Annotated in this window: 17 protein-coding genes and 1 pseudogene; 8 read left to right on the top strand and 10 right to left on the bottom strand. The window is 61.5% G+C overall.

The genetic code is table 11. The features are described from left to right. Positions 1-610: 610 nt before the first annotated feature. Positions 611-1,078 carry a CoxG family protein gene (locus ACFMO7_RS01215; RefSeq protein ID WP_376793717.1) on the top strand — a complete coding sequence of 156 codons (468 nt, stop codon included), beginning with the start codon at positions 611-613 and terminating at the stop codon, positions 1,076-1,078. A 138-nt stretch (positions 1,079-1,216) separates the two neighbouring features. Here the strand turns inward: ACFMO7_RS01215 and ACFMO7_RS01220 are convergent, their stop codons facing one another. The 8 genes from ACFMO7_RS01220 to ACFMO7_RS01255 all read right to left on the bottom strand — a co-directional run bounded on the left by ACFMO7_RS01220 (position 1,217) and on the right by ACFMO7_RS01255 (position 8,196). Beyond that, a complete protein-coding gene (locus ACFMO7_RS01220; RefSeq protein ID WP_376793718.1) occupies positions 1,217-1,426 on the bottom strand; it encodes a hypothetical protein in 210 nt (69 codons plus the stop codon). A gap of 132 nt (positions 1,427-1,558) precedes the next feature. Further along, positions 1,559-2,722 (bottom strand): ABC transporter permease, encoded by a 1,164-nt coding sequence (locus tag ACFMO7_RS01225; protein WP_376793719.1) that lies wholly within the window; start codon positions 2,720-2,722, stop codon positions 1,559-1,561. Further along, positions 2,719-3,513 carry an ABC transporter ATP-binding protein gene (locus ACFMO7_RS01230; protein WP_376793720.1) on the bottom strand — a complete coding sequence of 265 codons (795 nt, stop codon included), beginning with the start codon at positions 3,511-3,513 and terminating at the stop codon, positions 2,719-2,721. The genes ACFMO7_RS01225 and ACFMO7_RS01230 overlap by 4 nt, the downstream gene beginning before the upstream one ends. Positions 3,514-3,570: 57 nt before the next feature. Further along, positions 3,571-4,188, bottom strand: coding sequence for a TetR/AcrR family transcriptional regulator (locus tag ACFMO7_RS01235; protein WP_376793721.1), 618 nt, complete (start codon positions 4,186-4,188; stop codon positions 3,571-3,573). 134 nt (positions 4,189-4,322) lie between these two features. Further along, positions 4,323-5,570 carry a PQQ-dependent sugar dehydrogenase gene (locus ACFMO7_RS01240; protein ID WP_376793722.1) on the bottom strand — a complete coding sequence of 416 codons (1,248 nt, stop codon included), beginning with the start codon at positions 5,568-5,570 and terminating at the stop codon, positions 4,323-4,325. Positions 5,571-5,753: 183 nt separating this feature from the next. Next, positions 5,754-5,984: a helix-turn-helix transcriptional regulator gene (locus ACFMO7_RS01245; protein WP_376793723.1), complete on the bottom strand. Its 231-nt coding sequence runs from the start codon at positions 5,982-5,984 to the stop codon at positions 5,754-5,756. Positions 5,985-6,236: 252 nt separating this feature from the next. Then, entirely contained in the window at positions 6,237-7,547 is a 1,311-nt protein-coding gene (locus tag ACFMO7_RS01250) for a hypothetical protein (protein ID WP_376793724.1), read from the bottom strand. After that, positions 7,528-8,196, bottom strand: coding sequence for a sigma-70 family RNA polymerase sigma factor (locus ACFMO7_RS01255; RefSeq protein ID WP_376793725.1), 669 nt, complete (start codon positions 8,194-8,196; stop codon positions 7,528-7,530). Before ACFMO7_RS01255 ends, ACFMO7_RS01250 begins: the two co-directional genes overlap by 20 nt. 701 nt (positions 8,197-8,897) lie before the next feature. On the opposite strand from ACFMO7_RS01255, the gene ACFMO7_RS01260 reads away from it, so the two are divergent. Then, complete coding sequence (locus tag ACFMO7_RS01260) at positions 8,898-9,773, top strand: DUF1028 domain-containing protein (RefSeq protein ID WP_376793726.1); 876 nt, start codon at positions 8,898-8,900, stop codon at positions 9,771-9,773. A gap of 247 nt (positions 9,774-10,020) precedes the next feature. On the opposite strand, the gene ACFMO7_RS01265 is transcribed toward ACFMO7_RS01260, so the two are convergent. Next, a complete protein-coding gene (locus tag ACFMO7_RS01265) occupies positions 10,021-11,853 on the bottom strand; it encodes an FAD-dependent oxidoreductase (RefSeq protein ID WP_376793727.1) in 1,833 nt (610 codons plus the stop codon). Positions 11,854-12,422: 569 nt separating this feature from the next. Further along, complete coding sequence (locus ACFMO7_RS01270; RefSeq protein ID WP_376793728.1) at positions 12,423-13,649, bottom strand: M20 family metallopeptidase; 1,227 nt, start codon at positions 13,647-13,649, stop codon at positions 12,423-12,425. Positions 13,650-14,186: 537 nt separating this feature from the next. Here ACFMO7_RS01270 and ACFMO7_RS01275 point away from each other — a divergent pair. The 6 genes and pseudogenes from ACFMO7_RS01275 (at position 14,187) to hutU (ending at position 21,170) form a co-directional block, all read left to right on the top strand. Continuing rightward, positions 14,187-14,807 (top strand): hypothetical protein, encoded by a 621-nt coding sequence (locus ACFMO7_RS01275; protein WP_376793729.1) that lies wholly within the window; start codon positions 14,187-14,189, stop codon positions 14,805-14,807. 301 nt (positions 14,808-15,108) lie between these two features. Further along, positions 15,109-15,219 (top strand): annotated as a pseudogene (locus ACFMO7_RS01280) (hypothetical protein); the annotation flags it as partial. Positions 15,220-15,447: 228 nt separating this feature from the next. After that, positions 15,448-16,269, top strand: coding sequence for a hypothetical protein (locus tag ACFMO7_RS01285; RefSeq protein ID WP_376793738.1), 822 nt, complete (start codon positions 15,448-15,450; stop codon positions 16,267-16,269). 8 nt (positions 16,270-16,277) lie between these two features. Then, positions 16,278-17,192, top strand: a complete 915-nt coding sequence (locus tag ACFMO7_RS01290; protein ID WP_376793730.1) for a hypothetical protein — start codon at positions 16,278-16,280, stop codon at positions 17,190-17,192. 303 nt (positions 17,193-17,495) lie between these two features. Beyond that, positions 17,496-18,416 carry a hypothetical protein gene (locus ACFMO7_RS01295; protein WP_376793731.1) on the top strand — a complete coding sequence of 307 codons (921 nt, stop codon included), beginning with the start codon at positions 17,496-17,498 and terminating at the stop codon, positions 18,414-18,416. A 1,050-nt stretch (positions 18,417-19,466) separates the two neighbouring features. Next, positions 19,467-21,170 (top strand): urocanate hydratase, encoded by a 1,704-nt coding sequence (gene hutU / locus ACFMO7_RS01300; protein WP_376793732.1) that lies wholly within the window; start codon positions 19,467-19,469, stop codon positions 21,168-21,170. Positions 21,171-21,302 lie beyond the last annotated feature (132 nt).

The raw sequence follows: 21,302 nt of genomic DNA on the forward strand, positions 1-21,302 counted from the left end.
CCTTCCTTTTACTGGAAGCAACTGAGTACCTCTATGCTTATCTATGCTCAGATAGATTATAGATCAAAAAAATTATGTTAGTCAATATATGGATAGCGGGATAGAAGTGGTCGGCTTAGATTTTTCCATCCAGCCCTTTAAGAAGCGAGAGATCGAGGGGACTTCGTAGATCAGGTCATCTCTTAGTATCGCTGGCCCAGGTGGTCCCAACAAGCTTACTTTATTATATGAGCGATTCAATAGTTGAGAACAGGTGCTGTAGCGACAACCAGGACCTAAAAGACAATCACAGCGGTAGCATTGCGGAACACATCAACGAGATAAGCAGCGAGATCGCTTGCGCTTAAGCCCTTTTCCGTGGACCAGCCAGATGTTTCCAGGGGTCGGGGGCCTTCTCCGGGCAGCGCACCGCCTTCGACCGCGTCCGTCCGTCTCGGTACTCTCCTGGTACTTCCTAGCCTTCTGGATTGAAGCGACTTCATGCAGGGGATATACTGATCACGTTGAGGAAGATTCCATATACACGCCTCCCTGCCAGCCCCTACCGCCGCCATCGCGGCGCGGGCCGGGCAGGGCCAGATTCTCTTGTGAGGAAGGTTTCGAGACCACGATGGAAATCACGGGTAGTCAGCAGATCAAGGCCCCGCGCCAGCGCGTCTTTGATGCCCTGTTCGATCCACAGGTGCTCAAGGAGAGCATTCCTGGTTGCGAGAACGCCGAGTACGTTGAGAATCCCGACGGGCGCACGGGGCGCGAGCTGAAGCTGGTTATTTCTCCCAATGTCCCCGGTTTGAAGGGGCCTTACACCGTCTACGTGCGCACCGGCGAGGTCGTGGCTCCCGAGCGCGTTGTGCTGCTCAGCGAGCCGTATAATGCCCTGGGCCGCATCAAGGCTAGCTGCACCATCACGCTCGCCGAGGATGGCACCGCCGCTACCAACCTGAGCTATGCCGCCGAGGCCACCCTCGAAGGCAAGATCGCCGCCACCCCCGAGGTCGTGATGAAAAATACCCTCAAGCTGGCCCTCGACCAGTTCTTCAAGAACTTCGAGAAGCAGGTCGGGGCGATCACGGCCTGAGTGCGCGCGTGCCTACGAGAACCCACTGCTATGCACTCGCTTTCTCCCTGCACAGCGCCACTCAACAGACAGCGACGCCCGCGCAGGGAGAAAGCGGGCGGAGAGGTCTCCTACGCAGCCAGGCCACCTGTCCAGCTCTTATGCCTTGCTCTCACCCCTCCCATCTGCTCTCACCGCGAACCGCACCCGCGCTACTCCCGGCCCGATAAAACGCGCCAGCAGCAGACTAACGAGCCGCCGCAGCACCAGCCAGCGCAACCAGGCTGGCAGGAGAAATTGCCCTTCCTCTCCGGCCAGACTCGCGGCAATGACGACAATCGCGATCGAAATCCCTATGGCGCCTCCCATATCAGTCCAGAGATACCCTGGCGTGCCGGCGCAGCCCGAGCACCAGGCTCGCTGGGCCTGCCCCCACGATGCAACAGGTCACCACGCTCTCTTCCACCCTGATCGTTCCCTCCTTCGCGATGTGGCCCATCATCAGGCTACCTGACGCCTCACGGTCAACGCGCTCAAGGCGATCATCAACAACATGAAGATCAGCAAAGCTGCGAGCTGAGGAGCAATCTCTGCAAAACCGCTTCCCTTGAGCATCACGTCGCGCAGGGCCTCATTGGCATAGGTCAGCGGCAGCAGGTAGGAAACAGGCTGCAGCCACTGTGGCAGTTGAGCCACCGGCCAAAAGACACCCGAGAGCAGAATCTGCAGACCAAAGACAAGGGGGATAAATTGAATGATCTGCAACTCGTTTTGGGCGAAGGTCGAGAGAAAGATGCCAAGGTTGACGCTGCTGACCGTCAGCAGAATAGCAATCAAAAAGACCAGGCCCAGGTTACCACGGTAGTGAACGCCGAGGACAAAGATGACAAAGAGCAAGACTACCGCCGCCTGCACCAGAGCAAAAAGCGTGAAGCCGCAGACATAGCCCAGCACCAGCTCGGTGCGCCGGAGGGGCGAGGCCATCACTCGCTCAATCGTCCCCTGGGTCCTTTCGCGCAGGAAGGATACGGAGGTCAGCAAAAAGACAAAGAAGAACGAGAAGACGCCGATAAAGACTGGCGCCAGGGCGTCAGTAAAGGTATAGTCGGGGCCGCCATGCAGGTAGCGAGGTGCCGCCAGCACCAGCGGAGAGCTGCCCAGCAGAGCCAGAGAGGGAGCCTGCCCTGCCGCCTGGGTATTCTGCTGTCGCGTCAGGGCCAAGGCCACGCCAAGCTGGCGTACCAGAGCCGTGGCGCTCTCACGCAGAGCGCCGGCGACCGATGGATCAGAGCCTTCCAGCACCAGCTGAAGCTTCACCGGCGCTCCCCGCGCCAGTGTCGTGGCAGTATCCGCCGGGAAAATCAGGACCGCATCCGCCTCACCATCGTCCAGCACACGCTCAACCTGACCAGGAGGGATGGTACGCGTCTTCAGGCGCGTTGGGGGAGGCAGTAAGCGGTCAAGGAGGGTGTTGATCGTCTCACTGCCAGCTCCTTCGGGGCGGACCAGGGCGAGGGTGGGAACACTGGCGGTGCTGGTGAGGACCACGTAAAGCACTCCCATGACCAGCAAAGGCACCAGAAAGACCAGCGCTAGCGTCCGGCGATCGCGTACAACCTGGCGTCCAATGCGGGCCGTCAGGGCCAGAATCCGGCTCACACTCATGGCTGTTCCTCCTTCCTCTGCTCGCGAGCCATGGCCGCATAGTGAAGAAAGGCCGCCTCCATATCGTTGGTCCCCGCTCCCGCCAACAGCTCCTGCGGCGTACCGCAGGCCAACAACTTGCCAAAGCGCAGCAAGCCCAAACGACTGCAGCGCGCCGCCTCGTCGAGATGATGGGTCGAGACCACGATCGTCGTCCCCTCGCGGTTCAGGCGGGCGAAGTAGTCCCAGAAGGTCCGCCGCAGCTCGGGATCAACTCCGACCGTTGGCTCATCTAGCAGGGCCAGGCGTGGACGGTGCACCAGGGCACAGGCCAGCGAGAGACGCTGGCGCATGCCACCGCTGAAAGTCGCCACGACCCGATCGGCCTGCTCCCGCAGGGCAACCCACTCCAGCATCTCCTCAATGCGCCTCTCTTGCTCCTTGCCACGCAGACCATAGATGCTGGAGAAGAAGCGCAGGTTTTCACGCGCCGTCAGGTCGAGATAGAGGGCGCCGAGCTGGGTCATGTAGCCGATGGCCGCTGCGACCGAGGCATCGGGCATACGCCGCCCTAAAACCCAGAGACTGCCCGCCGTCGGACGTAGGAGACCGGCCAACAAACGGATCAGGGTCGTCTTGCCAGACCCATTCGGCCCAACCAACCCAAAGGTCTCCCCCGCACCAATGGTCAGGTCGAGATCGTCCAGTACCCGCGTCCTGCCGAAAACCTTGACCAGACCTTCTACCAGGACCAGTGGTTCGCTCTGGCCAGGGCTACCGGCAGGCAGCGACAGCGCTGCTTGCTCTGCCATACGGGCCTCCTTCTTCTTAACTAACTGTTCAATTAAAATAGGGATCAAAAAAAACGCCTAGCGCGCCGGCAGGAGCTGTGGCAAGACTGTTGCCAGGACCATTGTCACCAGCTCCTTGTGGGAATAGCGCAGCACGCTGGCATCGCGCAGGACCTGGCGGCGCATGACCAGGCCCATCAGGGCACTCAGCAGCACCTGGGCCACCTCTTCTGGAGAGACATCGGCACGCAAAGCGCCCTTCTCCTGCTGCAAGCGCAGATAGCGCTGCAGGACCCCGATGATGCGCGGCACAAAAAGAGCGGGCAGGGAGAGGACATCGCCATCGTGGAGCAGCTCCGAGAGCATCGTCCGGATTAGATTGAAGACCTCCTCGCTCTCAACGATCCCCAGAGCCTGCTGCAGGAGGGCTGGCAGAAACTCAGAGGGTGGGCTATCCCACTGCGTCGGCTCCAGCTCCTCGAAGAGACGCAGCGGCGAGCGGCTCTCAATCACCGCCTTCAAGAGAGCTTCCTTATCGGCAAAATAGTAGTAAATCAGGCCCGGCGTAATGCCCGCCTCGCGAGCAATATCCTTATTGGTCGCCCGAGCGAAGCCCTTACGCGCAAAGACGCGCAAAGCGGCCTCGATAATCTGCTCGCGACGATCCTCTCCCTCGGCCTTCGGCCTGCGAGCCATCCCGCTCTCACGCTCCCATCTTCTTTTTAACTATCCAGTTAATTAAATTATAGGCCGAAGAAGGGGGAGGGTCAAGGGGGAGGAAGAATCCCGGTGCGGGGGGCAGCGAGGAGGGCGCGGCCTGCTGGCCGGGATCAAGAGCTGGCCTGTGGGGAAGCGGTGGGGGTCTGATAGCTGATGCGGTAGATATAGCCCCCCTTGTCATCGCTTACATAGAGCGAGCCTTGGGGGTCGACCGCCAGGCCCACCGGGCGCCCTGTGGCATCGTTATTATTCAGCAGCCAGCCAGTGGCGAAATCCTCGACCGGGCCGGAGACCGCTCCGTGGGCATCGAGAGGAATATAGACCACCTTATAGCCCGTTGGCACCGTGCGATTCCAGGAGCCGTGGAACGCCACGAAGAGGCCGTGGTAGTGGGGAGGAAACTGGTGGGCCGTATAGAAGACCAGGCCCAGGGGAGCCGAGTGGGCCTGCATCTTCACCAGCGGCTGCACCACGCCGCGGCAATCGCCGGGGTGGCCATAGTCGGGATCGATAATATCGCCGGCCTGGCAGCGCGGCCAGCCATAGTTGCCGCCATCCTGGAGGGCATAGATCGTCTCCGGCGGCGTATTATCGCCCATCAGATCGCGCCCGTTATTGGTCACCCAGATCTGATTGTTCCAGGGATTAATGGCCATCCCGACGGCATTGCGCAGCCCGCGGGCATAGATCCTGCCGCCGCTGCCATCGAGGTTGAAGACCATCACTGTCGCGCGGCGAGGGTCCGACTCGACGCACACATTGCAGGATGAGCCAATCGAGACGTAGAGGCGGCCATCGGGTCCGACGAGCACGGTGCGCGTCACATGGTTGCCACCGGTTGGCAGATCAGGCACAATCACCTTGCGGCTCGTCACATGGAAAGAGGCATCCAGCGTAAAGCGGGTCACGCGCGAAGCCTCTCCGACATAGAGAGCCCCCTGATAGAAGACCAGGCTAGTCGGATCGTCGAGGCCGGAGACCACCACCACGCGGCGAGCAGCCCTCCCGCTGTGAGCGGGATCGGGCAAGGCCACAATGCTGCCGGTACCCCGCTCGGCCACAAAGAGCGTCCCAGAGGGGTCAAACGTGATAAAGCGGGGAGAGGAAAGGCCCTGAGCGAAGACAGTGACGCTAAAGCCTGGGGGGAGATGCAGGTGAGCGACAGCGGGATTGCCGCCCACGAAATGTGAGCCAGTCAACAGGCTGCGCACCAGCGCCCGCTGGCTGTAGAGCAGAGCGGCCAGGATCAGCAGCACGGCCACCAGGAGCGAGAGAAGGACCACCAGGCGACGGCGACGCGCCGGCTGCCACGACTGACCATGCTTGACTTCTTGCAGACCTTCCCCTTCGTTCGACATAAGGCTCTCGTCCTGGCTTGAAGCGGACCTGCGCTGAGCTGATGCCGGAGCTGCCCCGCCTCTGTAAGTCGGGGAGGCGAAACCACCGGGCCTCCACCCAACACAGCACAGGCTCGAGAAATAAGGGCAGGCTCCTCAACAGCCAGCCAACCCACAGCAGCCCTGGCCTGCCAGCCGGAACGGCTAAGAAACCAGCTCCAGCTGAGAGATCTCCAAAACACGTGCTAAGAGACGAACGTGATAGGGCTGAGGTTCCTCGCGCCCGTCCTCCAGGTGAGCGATTGTTGTCCGACGCAGCCCCGTCATATCGGCCAACTGACCGATGCTAAGGCCGCGACGCTGTCTCCAGAGGCGGAGGTTGGGGAGACCGCGCCGTCGAGAATGAGCCTTGCTTTGCGTTACCTGTGCCTTCATGGACCCCTCTCCTTTGAGGATCAGCTCCTTCCTGCTGGCGCCCCTCAGCGTCATTGCAGAATAAAGCGCCATCTCACGCAGAATCTGCCTCTGCTCTTTCCCCGCAAGCGATCTGGAGCTGGCGAGGCGAGCAGCGCCACAATCCTGCCTTCCTACTTACTTACAGGATACCAGATCGGCCCGGCCCTTGTCCAGAGAGGTCGGGCGGGCCAGGCCGCCCCAGAGAGGCGAGAGCGGACCAGCCAGCCGTCTCTAGGAGCGAGGTGGCTGGCCAGCGTGGGATGGAGCTGGAGATGAGCCTGTCTGGCCACTCAGACTCTTCTGGGCTGGCGCTGGAGGGCCGTGAGCCGGAGAGGTCTTGGCCTGGCCAGGACTGGCGGTAGGCTGATCAGGACCAACCAGGCGCAGGTAGGGACTATCCAGGCTGCTATCGAGCGAGAGCGAGAGGATCACGCCATCGAAGGGACCAGGCAGGTAGCGATTGAGAACGGTCGCCGAGACCAGCGAGACGCCGGTGTGTAGCAGGTGTTGGAGCTGCAGCTTCTGCAACGAATGAGCGGTCGAAAGGAGGGATTCCAGATTCAGGCCCGTTTGGGGCGAACACTGGCCAGCGATCCAGAAGACGACGCCCCCGCGCTGGGTGAGCAGCTCGCAATGGCCGTTGTAGATCCAGCGACGGGCATAGGTATTGATTGTTACCCACTGGCCCTCGATGTAGATAGCCGCCGCCCGCCCCTGCTCATCGACCTGCAGAGGATGGATGGCGTCGGCCTCCACCACCTGATAGACCTGGCCCTGGGGTTTAAACTCACGGATCGCCAACTCGCCGACATCGTGCCAGGGACTTCCCGGAGCCATAAAGGAGTAGCGGAACTCCACCATCGGCCCATCGGTCCACACGGGCCAGCCGCGCACATGATCGCTATAGACATAGATGTTGCGCAGAACGTAGTGATCAGGGACATCGCTCGGCCAGTAGAGGGGGAAGTGCAGCTCGCGCTGCACGGCCAGCAGGCTCACCTGATCGTTGTGGCCGACGGTTGTATTGAGAGGCGAGCTGACCACTGGCCTTGTCAGCGGCCCCCGAACCGGATAGACACCGCTCTGGACTCCCTGCAGGAGGATCACCAGACCGGAGGCAAAGGAGGGGGCCGTGATGACCATCGTCAGCAACATGAAGAGCAGAAGCGAGACGCCGGCCAGCAGCAGGCGCCGGCTCAGGCCCGCCCCACGTACCAGCTCTCTCCAGATGCGCCTTTCCTCAAGAGGGAAAAGACGACGTTGCAGCTTCAGACGTTGGAAGACACGGGAGCTTATTCTCTGCTCAAAACCGGAATCGACGGGCGCAAAGCGCGGATCTTCTGACTCAAGTAAGGTATGCACAAAGTATGGCGGAATTTCCTCTTCGGGGAGGGAGAAGAGCGTATCCAGTTCGTGGGCAAAGGCCACTTCCTCCTCGCTGAAATCGGGAGGGAGCGTTACCTGTCGGCCACCGAACGAGAAAGAGACAGCATCGCGACATTCCCTGTTCTCTGCCTGCTCCTCAAATTCGCTCATACTCATGTGCATACTCCTTGAGCGCCTCGCGCAAGCTCTTCCGCGCTCGCCACAGGCGGGTATCGACCGCGTGGCGAGTGAGACCTGTTTTGGCCGCCAGTTCTTCCGTGCTGGCGAACCGGAAATAGCGCTGATAGATCAGGTAGCGGTCAAGCTCAGGCAACGTCGCCAAGGCCAGGCGCAGCTCTTCGCGCCTTTCGTTTTGTTCCAGCAGAAGCTCCATGCTGGTATCGGGATGAGGAGGCAAGGGAACGCGATTCTCCTGTTCCTGGCCGCCCCATCGGTTCCCCTTTCGCCCACCGCTGCCATCGGCAGCAGCCCACTGACCATTCTCCTCCGCCGGCTGGACAGCGTGCACCTGTCGTCGACAGAGCTGACGGCGTCGGTCCAGCGCAATGTACTTCGCGCGCATCGTCAGCCAGGTACGGAGTGTACCACGACTGGCATCGAAGGTCTCGATCTCCTGCCAGGCGGCCACAAAGAGATCGTTGACGCATTCCTCTGCATCCTGGGCCACCCCCACGCCGTTGAGTATCAGGCGGATAAAATAATAAAGCTCGCGCGAATAACGCGCAATGAGGGTTTCCAGGGCATCGGGATTGCGCTCCTTCAACTGCTGAACGAGGTCTTCATCCGACCAGTCCTGTCGCACCATGCTCGCTCCTTGGAGTATCAGGTATATCCGCCCACAAACAGGACCTGCTTGCCGACCACCTCTTCAGCAAGTCGTGCGGCGTCACCGCGCACCGCGGCAGCGCCCCTGGCCGGGGGATATACCGAGTGGTGGTGCTGCGCCATCATCCAACAACATACTACGCCCCGCTTTGCGGGGCTTCTCACATACTCAGCCGCAGCGGCCCTCGCCTTTGTCTCTCCGGCTTGCCTGTCTGGCTCCCTGGCCACCTGCCGCCGCCGCCTTCACCTACTTCCCCCGCCCCTGTGAGGCTGCCTTCCTCCTATCGCTGCACGTAGGTGTTCCTGGCGCCTGGCGCCTGTCCCCCCTAGAACCCGAACGGTCCCATTCTCGCTTCCCTGCCTTCTCCCCGGCGTGTGGGCTGTTCCCTTCTCCCGCGCGTGAGTACTGTTGCTTAGTGCTTGCCGTTGCCAGTGATGGCGTTTTTTCCATTGTGACGGAAAGCTTGCTGAAAGTCAAGGTCACGGGTGCCCTGCAAGCTCGCGGTGAAGATTCCTCTCCCTCCCTTGCCCTTCCCCGCTCGCCGTCCTTTTGCCCACGTTCCGCTTCTCTCGACCTTCTCCTCTCAGCGCCTGCTTACTTCCAGGGGCTGGGGCATGTTATAATACCTCAACATCAAAGCCCAACCAACCCAACCAGCTTCACGTAAGGGGTGCCTGAAGATGACCTTCTCCATCGTTGCCCGTGATCCGCAGACGGGCGAACTGGGCATTGCTGTCCAGTCGAAGTTTCTGGCCGTGGGGGCGGTTGTCCCCTGGGCCAAGGCCGGCATCGGAGCCATTGCCACCCAATCCTGGGCCAACACGACCTATGGTCCCCGCGGCCTGGAACTGCTGGCCCGTGGCCTTTCGGCAGCGGAGACCCTCGAGCAGCTGCTCGCGGATGACCCTGAGCGGGCCAAGCGCCAGGTTGGAATCGTGCCTGCCAGCGGCGCTCCGGTCAGCTATACGGGGGCCGAGTGCTTCCCCTGGGCCGGCGGGCGGGTCGGCGAGCATTATGCCTGTCAGGGCAATATTTTGGTCAGCGAGGAAACGGTGACCGCGATGGCGCGCGCTTTTGAGGAGACGCCGGGACTGCTCTGTGACCGGTTGTTGGCGGCGCTGGCGGCTGGCCAGGAGGCCGGCGGAGATAGTCGCGGTCAACAGTCGGCGGCGCTGCTGGTGGTGCGTGAGAAGGGGGGGTATGGGGGCTTCAATGATCGCTTCATTGATCTGCGCGTTGACGACCATCCCCGCCCAATTGAGGAGCTGGCACGCCTTCTGCGACTGCACAAGCTTTATCTCTTTCCTCCAGATCCCTCCGATATTCTGCCGATCGATGAAGCGATCGCGCGCGAGCTGCAGGAGCTGCTCGCGCGCAGCGGCGACTACCGGGGCCCGCTCTCGGGCGTTTTTGACGAGCAGACACGTGAGGCTTTCTGGCACTTTTGCGGGCGCGAGAATCTCGAAGAGCGCTGGCTGGAGGGGGGACGCATCGACCGCGTGGTGCTGGCCTTTATGCGCGAGCGCCTGGGTCAGCAGAGCGCCGGCGGGGCCTGATGGGGAACGAATCAGGTCGGTCACGATCCGCCAGGAGGAGAGGTTAGCCTGCTCGCTCGGTCCAGCGGGTGATCCGCCGGTCCGGTGGGTGGTCCGCCGGTCGAGCGGGTGGTCCGCTCCAGCCCAGGCCGGCAGCGAGCAATCGTGAAGTGAGGGTGAAGGAGTCGAGGCAGGGGGACAACCTGCAGCTTTACCTGATCCGCCCCCTGCCGACTCCTGTTCGCCCGTCGGAGAATGGGGCCGCGGCTCAGCGCCTGGCCCCGGCCTGGCTGCGGTTGAGCACGGGGATCTTCGAGACCGTCCAGCGGTCGTTGGGGCTGGCGACCTCGAACTGCACCATTGAGATGGCATCGGTTGGACAGCGCACGATGCAGAGGCCGCAGCGGATGCACTTCTCCTCGTCGATAATCATGTCGGCACCGCCCTGCCAGCTCTCGGCCAACTGATGCAGCGGATCGCCCTTGACTACGCGCGAGAGGCCTTCCATGCTGATGCAGTCATAGGGACAGATGTCGACGCAGCCCGAGCAGAGGATACAGATCGAGGGATCGATCATGATGTTGAGCTGGCACTGCAGGCAACGCCGCGCCTGGATCACCGCCTGCTCGGGAGTGTAGCCGGTTTCGGTCTCGCGCGTATAGCTGTAGCGCTGCTTGACGGGCAGCGAGGGGATGTTTTCATGCGGGATCGACTCGTAGTCGTCGACCATGCCGCGCCGGTAGTCGGGCAGCTCGATCTCCTCGGGCGGTTCCGCCGGCTTGTCTTGCCCGCCAAGGTAGCGGTTGATGGCGATGGCGGCGTCGCGTCCGTCGGCGATAGCCGAGATCAGGTTCCGCGAGCCTTCGGTGAAGTCGCCGCCGGCGAAGAGGCCAGGGTAGCTGGTCATCCAGGTCTCGCGATCGATGAGCGGCACGCCGGTGCGGCGGTTGACTTCCAGATTCAGCTCCTTGGCCGGGATCCAGGAGGAATCGCTGTACTGACCGAAGGCGGCGATCACCATGTCGATGTCGTCAAGGACGAATTCGCTGCCCGGGATGGGAATCGGACGGCGTCGTCCGCTCGAGTCGGGATCGCCGAGCTTGTTACGGACGAATTTGATGCCGCTCACATGAACGCCGTCCTTGGTCAGGATCTCGGTCTGGGTGACGAGATACTGGAACTCGACGTTCTCACGAATGGCCTCGTCGACCTCGTATTCGTCGGCAGGCTGCTCCTCTTTGGAGCGGCGGTACATGACGTAGACCTTCTCAGCGCCGAAGCGGATGGCGGTCCGGCAGCAGTCCATAGCGGTGAAGCCGGAGCCAAGGACGACGACGCGCTTGCCGACGAAGACCGGCTCACCGTAGTTGGTCTTGGCCAGGAACTCGATGCCGTTCATGACGCCCACGAGGTCGGCGCCGGGCACGACCTTGCCGTCGGGTCCGGTAATCGGGTTGGAGATATAGCAGCCAGCGGCCAGGAAGACGGCGTCGTACTGCTTGAGCAGATCGGTGAGCTGGATGTCACGTCCGACGCGCGTGTTGTAGACGACCTCGACGCCGAGGTCCTCCATGTACTCGTTGCATTCCTCGTAGGTGACGCTGCGCGGCAGGCGCCAGATCGGAATACCGTTGACCATGACGCCGCCGGCCACAGGGTCGGCCTCGTAGATGGTGACCGGATAGCCCATCTCGCGCAGGTCGCGGGCGCAGGCGATGCCAGCAGCTCCGGCTCCCACAATGGCCACCGTCTTATCTTTGGTGATGGGAGGCCGCTCGGCGCGATGGCGGAACTGGCGATGATCGGCGGCGGCACGCTTGAGCCAGCAGATGGCGATCGGCTTGCCGTCAATCTTGTTACGGCGACAGACCGGCTCGCAGGGACGCGCACAGGTGCGCCCCAGGACGCCAGGCACGACGTTAGCCTTGCGGTTGAGCAAGTAGGCCTCGTCAAAGCGCGCCTGCGAGATGAGACCGATGTAGGTCGAGACGTCGGTGTGCGCCGGACAGCCTACCTGGCACGGTATATTGGTTTGATACCAGTCCGGGCTGGCCAGGAAAGACTGGTATCGGGGTTCCAGTTCGCGATCAGGATCAATCATAGCGGGAGAATCCTTTCCTGAGCATCCGGTACGTGCTCTTTTGACCAGGAGTCACTTTTCGGCTTGGCTCTGCCTGACTGGGCGCAAGCCAACGGGGGCCGCGGGCGCTCGCCTCTCTCTTCTTTCCGGCTCTCTCTGCCTCTGAACTCGTTTTGCTGTCTGCTCTGTTTTCGGCCTCTCCTCTCGCCTGCTGAGCTGAGCGGCTGACGCTCTCTGCGGCCTCGCCAGGCTCCCCCCGTCCTCCGGTCTACTCTTCCGGTCAATGCACAGTCAATGCACAGGTTCAGCTTGCTTTGCTTGCTTGCTAGCGTTGGCTGTTGACGAGACTGGACCGCTTTGCGGGGCGGCGTATTTCTTCCGTCCGTCAGATTATAGCATAGCGCATGGAGAGGAACAAGGCACAAGGAGGCCAGAGCCTGGCGCCTGGCTGGCTGGCCGGTGGGCCAACCTGGTGGGCCAGTCTGGCCTGGTGGTTCTGGGGCGTCTTGCTGGGGGAGGATGTGAGATTGCCTGCGGGCCTACCTTTTCTCTCCTCGGCTTCTCTCACCTGCCTCGCCTCCAGGCGGCTCTCAGTGGGCACGCTGGGCCGCGGCGGTTTTTTGTCCAGACCGGACGGCGCTGGTCTCGGCGGGCAAGGGCGAGACGATGAGACCGGCCAGCAGGGCAGCGCGCGTTGGAACGCTATCGAGCAGCAGGTATTCATCGGGACTGTGGTCGTTGCCGCCAATGGGACCGAGGCCGTCAAGCGCTGGTACGCCATACAGAGCGGCGTAGCTGGCGTCGGAGGCGCCGCCGGTCAGGACGTGCTCCAGAGGGAAGCCCAACAGGGAGGCGATGCTCTGGGCCTGCTCTGCCATGCGCTGGGCGGCAGGGGTGCAGACCAGGGGATGTTTGAGATGGGGATCTTCTTCTAGCTCCAGGCGCACGCCAGGAACGCGCTGTTGTCGGAGTAAGGCGAGCCAGCGCTCTTCGGTGGCCTCCTTGTCTTCCAGGCGCAGGAAGCGCAGGTCGAAGCGGGCTTCGGCATAGTCGGGGACGACGTTGGTGGCGATGCCGCCGCTGATGAGGCCGGGGGTGATGGTGAGACCCTCGCGCCAGCCGGAGAGGCTGGCCAGTTGGAGTACCTGATGAGCCAGTTCGATGATGGCGTTGCGGCCCTTTTCAGGCTCGACGCCGGCATGGGCAGAGCGTCCGTAGGCGCGCAGGGTGTAGCCGGCGTTGCCTTTGCGGGCGCTGACGATGGCGCCGTTGGCGCGCGCGGCCTCCAGAACCAGGGCGCGCTGGGCATCATGTAACACTAGCTCCATGAGGTCGTCACAGTGGCGTACATTGATTTCTTCGTCGGAGACACAGAGGAAGCGCAATTCCCTGAAGGGCCGGTAATTGAGGGCCTGGAGGGCTTCGAGAGCGTAGAGCGCGGCCAGAATACAGCCTTTCATGTCGCAGACGCCGGGGGCATAGAGGCGGTTGCCTTCGCGACGCAGGGGCCGCATGGCAGCGGTGCCAACGGGATAGACGGTGTCGCTATGAGCCAGAAGGACCACTCTGTCGTCATGGTCGCCCTGACCGGGTAGCCTGCCCAGAAGATCGTTGCCCCAATCCTGGCGCTCGACAATGGTGACTTCCATGTCCAGGGCCTTCAGACGGGCAGCCAGCCAGTCTGTGGCCTGATCTATGCCAGCTTTGTGAAAGGTGAAGGTTTCGAAAGCGCAAAGGGTGCTTAGGTCATCAATATAGCGCGCCAGTCGCTGGCGGACGTACGTTTCGACACTTTGGACAAGAGAATGCAGGTCCATGACGGCCTCCCTACAAGCCAGGGGGTGTTTGCTGTAATTGAACGAGAGGATAGACGAGATGTGCGCTCTTGTCAAGAGTTTGGAGGACATTTGTCTTTCATCTGCGCTACATCGCACCCTCATCGGAGCTGTTTCTGTTAGCAGGGGGCCTGACCACGCATGCGCTAGCGACAATGGGCGCTGCTCCCTCTCGCTTCGCGGTGATGAAATGAGGCCAGTAGAAGGTATCTGATCGTCCTGAAGCGGATGCCGCTTCCTTCGCTGATATCAGCAGCATTGTTCCCCAACTTCGAGCCACAGTGACAGCAAAAGAGCCGAGGGCGATGAGCCTCTTTGATCATTGATCAGGTGATATAGGTATCTCAGCGCTATAAATATTGAAAAATATCAATCGTAAATTTATACTATCTATAAGTTACTAGTATATTTATAATGATTAATAGTATCATTATGGCAGCTACTAATGATCACTCAGAAGATGGAGGATTGGTTCAGGCATCTCCATCAAGCTTACAAGGTGCCATCCATCCTTTCCACATGGAAACTGGTCAGATTGCCGATTTAAGCCAGACGTTGCAAAAGACGCTGCAATGGATGCTCAATGACGTGATGCTCACAACCGAGCTTCTACGCTATGCCCTCGATATCCAGCAGTTAGATCTGGCTCTGCAAATTTCTATGGAATGTCAGGTGCAAGCTCTTCAGCGCATAGGCTTCAACCTGGGCCTGGCGGGCTTCACCTTTGAAGGGCTGGACCTGCAGCTCCAGCAGCGGTTTGAAGAGGTGACTTTCCCTGGTTTTGAGCCTGATTCCGAGCCGAACGGGGCTGTTTTCAGGCCACAGATGAGTGGTCTAGTGCAGGCCACTCCCCTCCAGACCCCCACCCCCGGTAGCTTTGAGCCAGATCCAGTATTGACGCCAGAGACGATTTTCACGGCTATCGCGCAGGAGCATATCGCCCACAGCGAGCAGAGCAGTCCCTCATTTCAACCGAAGCAGCAGAATCCTGGTTTGCAAACTGATTCTTCACCGCCATCATGGTTTGCTCCTGATCGCGGAGGAACAGTTCAGCATCCCTGGCAGCCCCAGCAGCATCCAGCGCCAGAGGGATTGCGAATCGGGCTGGGAATAAGTTTTCCTTCCGAGGAGGAGCCTTGATAGATAGTTGCCAGCCGGTGGTCAGGGGGAAGCGCTACCTGGCAGTTTTCCGACCGCCCCTAACCTGACCATCCTAGGCGAGTCGGCAGGTTTTTCCCACGCAGCAAGCGTCGCCGGAGCTGAGCGGATTTCCGACTCCCTGCAGCCTCAGCCTTGGTAGATGGACAGATGGCGCGTGTCGCCAGAGCATGCTCACGAGGGAAGACACATGGGCAAGACTGATGATCTTGAACAATTTGCAGCTTCCTTGCGCAAGCTCGCCGGCCAATGCAGCACTACCAAGCAGATCATTGATCAATATATGCAGGGGTTGCAAGGAGTAGTTGACGGACTACAATCGGGCCAGCAGCGCTGGGCAGGCCAGGCAGCCCAGGCATTCCGACAGGCCTGGGCTCAGGCGCGTGGCGATCATCGCCACGTCTCCAACGGCTTGCAGGTGCTCATCAGCTCCTGCACTACAGTCGCTGACTACATCGATCAGGCCGTGCCCGCTATCCGGCGCTACGAGCTTCTCCAGCAGCTCGAGCAGGAGTTGTCTCAGCAGCAAGCCCTGCGCTCTCAGCTCATCGACCCCTCCTCGTCTTTCTCTCCGTCCTCCCCCACAAGCGCTGACCCGATTCAGCAAGGCCTGGAGGGAGCTATGGAGGAGGCCTCGAACGCCGAGGCGCTGCTGGCCGCTCTCTTCTCCAGCCAGAGCGAGCAGCTAGAGGAAGCCATGAAAGATCTCGGCTTCTGCAGCACTGGCGAAGAGGAGGATCAGCATGATAAAATTAATGATAGATTAAAGGCTCTTACGCCTTCTGATGGCGGAGCGAGTTCGGACCAGGGGCAGCCATCCGCTGAGGATGAACAGACTGGCTCAGGGAGCCAGGACTCCGCTGAGACTGGTATTTCCCTGCCGCCAGGCTCAAACCAGCCCTCTCAGCCCAGCTCCGATCAATCTGCCTCTGGTGCGACCCAGGGATCCGATCAGACGCTCCTCGCTCGTGTGAAGCAGAAGCTCGACCAGATGAGACAAGAGCTGGGATTACCTCCCTGGAGCCGCAACCCAGATGATCGCCAGACTCTCGCAGTCGTCTTTGCTCACAGTGATGAATTTTGGGGCATACAAGGAAAAAATCCACGCGAACCAGAGTTGACCCCAAAGCAGGGGGGAGGGCTAAATGCCGTTAGTGCGACTCATGCGGAGTTAGACGCACTGAACGATCTTTTGCGCTATAGAAAAGCACAAGGTCTGACTGGAGACAGTGCTGAACTGTGGGTTGATCGAGAACCTTGCCATTTCTGCAGCAGCAACGGACTGAAATTCGCTGTGCGCATCCTTGGTCTTGATCGGCTTGAAGTCTTCTTTCTTCGCAATGATGGCTCCCTTGATCACTTTACTCTACCGCTAATTATGCTCATTCCTATATTATCTTTCTTATATGCTGCACAGCATATCGACAGCACTAAAGGAGGCTAATGGCTCTCATGGCTTCGTCCCTCTCCTGGCTGCTCTTCCTCGGCTCCCAACCCAATGAGGGGATCACTGACCCGTCCTGGTCCCAGATCACCGACGCTTTCTTCTCCCTCGATGGCGAGTGCGTGCAACGCGACACCCTCATTCTCTGCTGCCCCGGGTACGGCTTCCTCAATGTCTGCGGCGGCAACTCCCAGCGCTTCCTGGTCTTTTTCGAGGTGGGTCCCGATTGGCTTGCCACCTTTCCTACGGCCCGCTTTCTCCCTACTCTCCCAACCCGCTACCTGCAGGCTGTGCATCTGTACCAGTCCGGCCCCGACCTGCCCCTCTGCGCGCAGCCCCCACTCTTCTCCCCCGCTTACACAGCCCTCTCCTGGCCTCTTCTGTCCCACATCGCCCGTTCGTTCTTCGAGGAAGGCCGGCTCTACGTCGACTGCGAGCTGCAGTGGGAGATTGAGACCGAGCCTGTTCCCTCCTTCCTTCCTGCGCCCCCTCCCTCCCCCGCTGCCACCCCTCATGCGTCTTCTCCCACCCTCCTCGTCCTTGGTTCTGCCTCCTCCCAATCTTTCCCTCTCCCCGACTGGTCCGACCTGGAAACGGCCCTCTTCTGCCTCGATGGCCACTCTCTCACCCACGCCTTCTTCTCCCGCCCAGACCGCGGCACCCTCGCCGTCCTCGGCGGGCTCGAGCAGCGCTACGCCGTCTTCTTCTTCCCCCATGATCAGCGCTTCCCTGTCCTCTCCCTGCAGGCCATCGATCCCTCCCTGGCCGGCCCTGATGTCGAACTGTGCATCCAGACCATCGCCAAGTACCCTGCGCGCACTGCCATTCGGCAGCCGCTGGCCTGGCACATCCTGCAGCACTTCTACCAGACCCTCTCCATCCCCCGTGATGTCCACTGGCTCCTCGGCTTCTTACCTCAGTGAGGCAAGGGACAGCCTCTCTCCAGTCTCTGCCTTGCTCGGCCCAGCCGGCACGCTGGCGTGTCGCGTCCCTGTCCTCCAGCGAGCGCGCGTCTGTCCACTGGCCGCCGCTGCGCGTACGGACTCACTTGCCTGCCCTTGGAGGCGGGCACCGATGGCCCCTCGTTCATTCTGCTCCTCCCCATCCCACTCCCTCGTGATGCTCTTGATCCTTCCCTCGTCTTCATCACTGAGATCCATTCCAGGATCACGCTGCTGCCGCATTGCTGAGCAACTGATCAACTCTAAAGGAGGTGGATTGTAGCCATGACCTCATCCCTTTCCTGGCAGCTCTCGCTCGGCTCCCCAGCCGAAGAGGTGATCACTGATCCCTCCTGGTCCCAGATCGCCGACGCCTTCCGCTCTCTCGACGGACAAAGCCCTCGCAGCGGCTGGCTCTCTCTCTCCTGCCCTCAGCAGCACTCGCTCACCCTCTGCGGCGGCCTCTCCCAGCGCTTCCTGGTCCTCTTCCGCCCAGGCCCTCCCACGCCCGCTCCGGCCCGCTCGTTCCCCACCCGCTTCCTACAGGCCGTGCATCTCTCTCAGTCCGGCCCCGACCTGCCCCTCTGCCTGCAGCCTCCTCTCCTCTCTCCCTCCTACGCCACCCTATCCTGGCCCCCCCTCCTTCACATCGTGCGCTGTTTCTGGGAGACCGGCGAGCTGGACCTTCACCCGGCCCAGCACCCTCAGATCGTCTGGACCCTGGAGACCGATTCTCCTCCCACCACCCTCCCCACTCTTCCTCCCCCACGGCCCGACTGGTCTTACCCCTCTACGTTGCTCGTGCTGGGTCCTGGCCTTTCCCAACCCTTCACTCAAGCATACTGGGAGCCAGGCCGGTTCATGGCTATGGCGAGCACTGCTCTCTGCTACCTCAATGGCCAGACGCTCACCCACGCCTTCTTCTCTCGCTCCAACCACGGCACCCTCGCCGTCCTCGGCGGGCTTGAGCAGCGCTACGCCGTCTTCTTCTTCCCTCACGATCAGCGCTTCCTTGTCGACACCCTGCTCGCCATGGACCCCGCCCTGGCCGGCCCCGAGATCGAGGTCTGCACCCAGCCCCATATCAGATCCTCCGCGCGCACTGCTCTTCAGCAGCCGCTGGCCTGGCACATCCTGCAGCACTTCTATCAGACCCAGACAATCCCCCGCAATCTCCACTGGCTCCTCAATGTCCGGCTCCTCTAATGCCAGGGGTGCCCTCCTGCTCCGCAGGCCCTCAGCCCGGCCCCGCCCAGCAAGAGCGCATTCAGCCTCACCGCCGGCTGCCCTCGCTGGGGGCCTTCTTCCCTCACACCTTCCACCGTCCCCAGCAGACCCCAATAGCAGCACTCTCCATTCCCTTAGGGCCAGGGAGATGGACTACCTCATCCTGACCCGGCCTTCGCTTCGGCCCCGACCTGCCTCTCGAGCAGCCAGATCACTCCTCCCTGACCGTCAGCTCGCACATGCTTGAGCATACCTCACGCACAGCCCACCTGCCCTCCGCCCGCTGATGGTGGAGCGAGTCCGGGCCTGGGAGAGCCACCCAGCGAGGATGGACAGTCTGACTTAGAGGCCCAGGACACGGATGAGGCTGGTACCTCCCTGCTGCCCGGTCCGGCCAGTCCTCCAGCAGCAACAACCGCCACAGCAGCCTCCTCGCCATGACCTGACGCAGGATGAGTAGCAGGGGGGCACAGACTCTCTCGTCCTGTTAAGACCAGCGCGGACCAGGTCAGCCGAAGGATAGAACAGCTAGCTGGCGAGGCACGCCAAAGGACCATTCAAGCGCAAAGACGGATTCCCTTCTCACTTCCTCCTCCTCTCTCCGGCTCTGACCGCTGCCAGGTAGTGAGAAAGAGCTATCCTTCTATTGTTGGTTTCCCACCCAGGAACTCCGGCTTCGTCTCTGGTCGATCGGCCATGATCTTCCGCAACAAGGTCCCCGTTCTCTCTCTGAATTCTGGACACATCAACTCGTCTCCGAACCCAACGGCTGCCTCTCCTTCCTCCCCGTCCTGGCCCGGACAGAGCACAACGCCATCCCTGCCGGGCCAGGACACCCCTCCCCCAACAGCCGCCGAGGCGCTCACCTCCCGATCGGCCAGAGCAAGCCCTGGCAGAGACCTCACCTTCCGCCAGCCAGAGGGAGAGTGTATAACATAAGCAGGCACCAACCCCGCACCAGGCGGCAAAGAGCCTTATTCTAGCTCAGCACTTACAGAAACCGATCAATAGGAAAGGAAGAAGCGTAGCATGTCGCAGCACGAGCACTCAGGCCCAGCAAAGCAGCCAGGCGCCAGTAGACCGCGCACCGTCCGCGCCCCGCGAGGCACGCAGCTCTCCTGCAAAGGCTGGCAGCAAGAGGCTGCCATGCGCATGCTCATGAACAACCTTGACCCAGAAGTAGCCGAACGCCCAGACGAGCTGGTTGTCTACGGCGGCTCCGGACGCGCTGCTCGCTCCTGGGAAGCCTTCGACGCCATCGTCCGCGCCCTCAAAGAGCTGGAAGACGACGAAACCCTGCTTGTTCAATCGGGCAAGCCAGTTGGCATCTTCCGCACCCAGCGCGACGCGCCGCGGGTGCTCATCGCAAACGCCAACCTTGTGCCTCACTGGGCAACCTGGGACGAATTTCGCCGGCTGGAAGCGCTGGGACTAACCATGTATGGGCAGATGACCGCCGGCTCCTGGATCTACATTGGCTCCCAGGGCATCGTCCAGGGCACCTACGAGACCTTTGCCGAGGCCGCACGCCAGCACTTCGGCGGCACACTCCGAGGCAAATTCGTGCTTACCGCCGGCCTCGGAGGCATGGGAGGTGCCCAACCGCTGGCAATCACCATGAATGAAGGTATCTGCCTGGCTGTGGAGGTCGACCCGCAGCGCATTCAGCGCCGGCTACAGACCGGCTATTGCGACGAGATGGCCAGTACTCTCGACGAGGCGCTGGCCCAGATCCGCGAGGCTCGGGACAACGGCCAACCACTCTCTATCGGCCTCATCGGCAATGCCGCCGAAGTCTACAGCGAGCTAGTACGCCGCAACATCATCCCAGATCTGGTCACCGATCAGACCGCAGCCCACGATCTCCTACATGGCTATATCCCTGCCGGCCTCTCGCTGGAAGAGGCCAACGACCTGCGCCGACGCGATCCCCAGCACTACATTGAACGTGCCCGTCAGGCACTCATCAGCCAGGTACGCGCCATGCTGGAAATGCAGCGACGCGGTGCCGTTGTTTTCGACTATGGCAACAACCTGCGCGGCCAGGCCCTGGCAGCAGGCGAGCCACACGCGATGGACTTTCCCGGCTTCGTCTCCGCCTTCATCCGACCGCTTTTCTGCCGGGGTAAAGGACCTTTCCGCTGGGTCGCCCTCTCAGGTGACCCGGAGGACATCTATCGCACCGACGAGGCCATCCTTGAACTCTTTCCCGAGGACCAGGCCCTACGCCGCTGGATCACGCTCGCCCGCCAGAAGATCCGCTTCCAGGGTTTGCCCGCCCGCATCTGCTGGCTCGGCTACGGCGAACGCGCCAAAGCCGGTCTGGCCTTTAATGAGCTGGTCGCGCGCGGTCTCGTCAAAGCCCCGATCGTCATCGGGCGTGATCACCTCGACAGCGGCTCGGTAGCCTCGCCCTACCGTGAAACAGAAGATATGAAAGACGGCAGCGACGCCATCGCCGATTGGCCCATCCTCAATGCCCTGCTAAACACGGCCTCGGGCGCCACCTGGGTCTCCTTCCACCACGGAGGAGGCGTCGGAATTGGCTACTCGCTGCACGCCGGCCAGGTCATCGTCGCCGATGGCACTCCAGAGGCGGCCCGCCGTCTAGAGCGCGTTCTCACCAACGACCCTGGCATCGGCGTCGTTCGCCATGCTGACGCCGGCTACGATGAAGCCCTGGCCTGCGCCCGCCAATGGGGCCTCAAGCTGCCCATGTCTTTCCAAGAGTAAAGGGAGGCCGGGTCAGCACACCAGCCTCCCTCGCTCGAACCAGGTTACCTTGCTTCCACCAACCACAAATGACTGACCGGGAGGGCGGCGCTCCGACATCGCTATCTTCTGCGCCGTCCCCCCGGCCAACCT

Source organism: Thermogemmatispora sp. (assembly GCF_042408735.1).
Taxonomy (GTDB): domain Bacteria; phylum Chloroflexota; class Ktedonobacteria; order Ktedonobacterales; family Ktedonobacteraceae; genus Thermogemmatispora.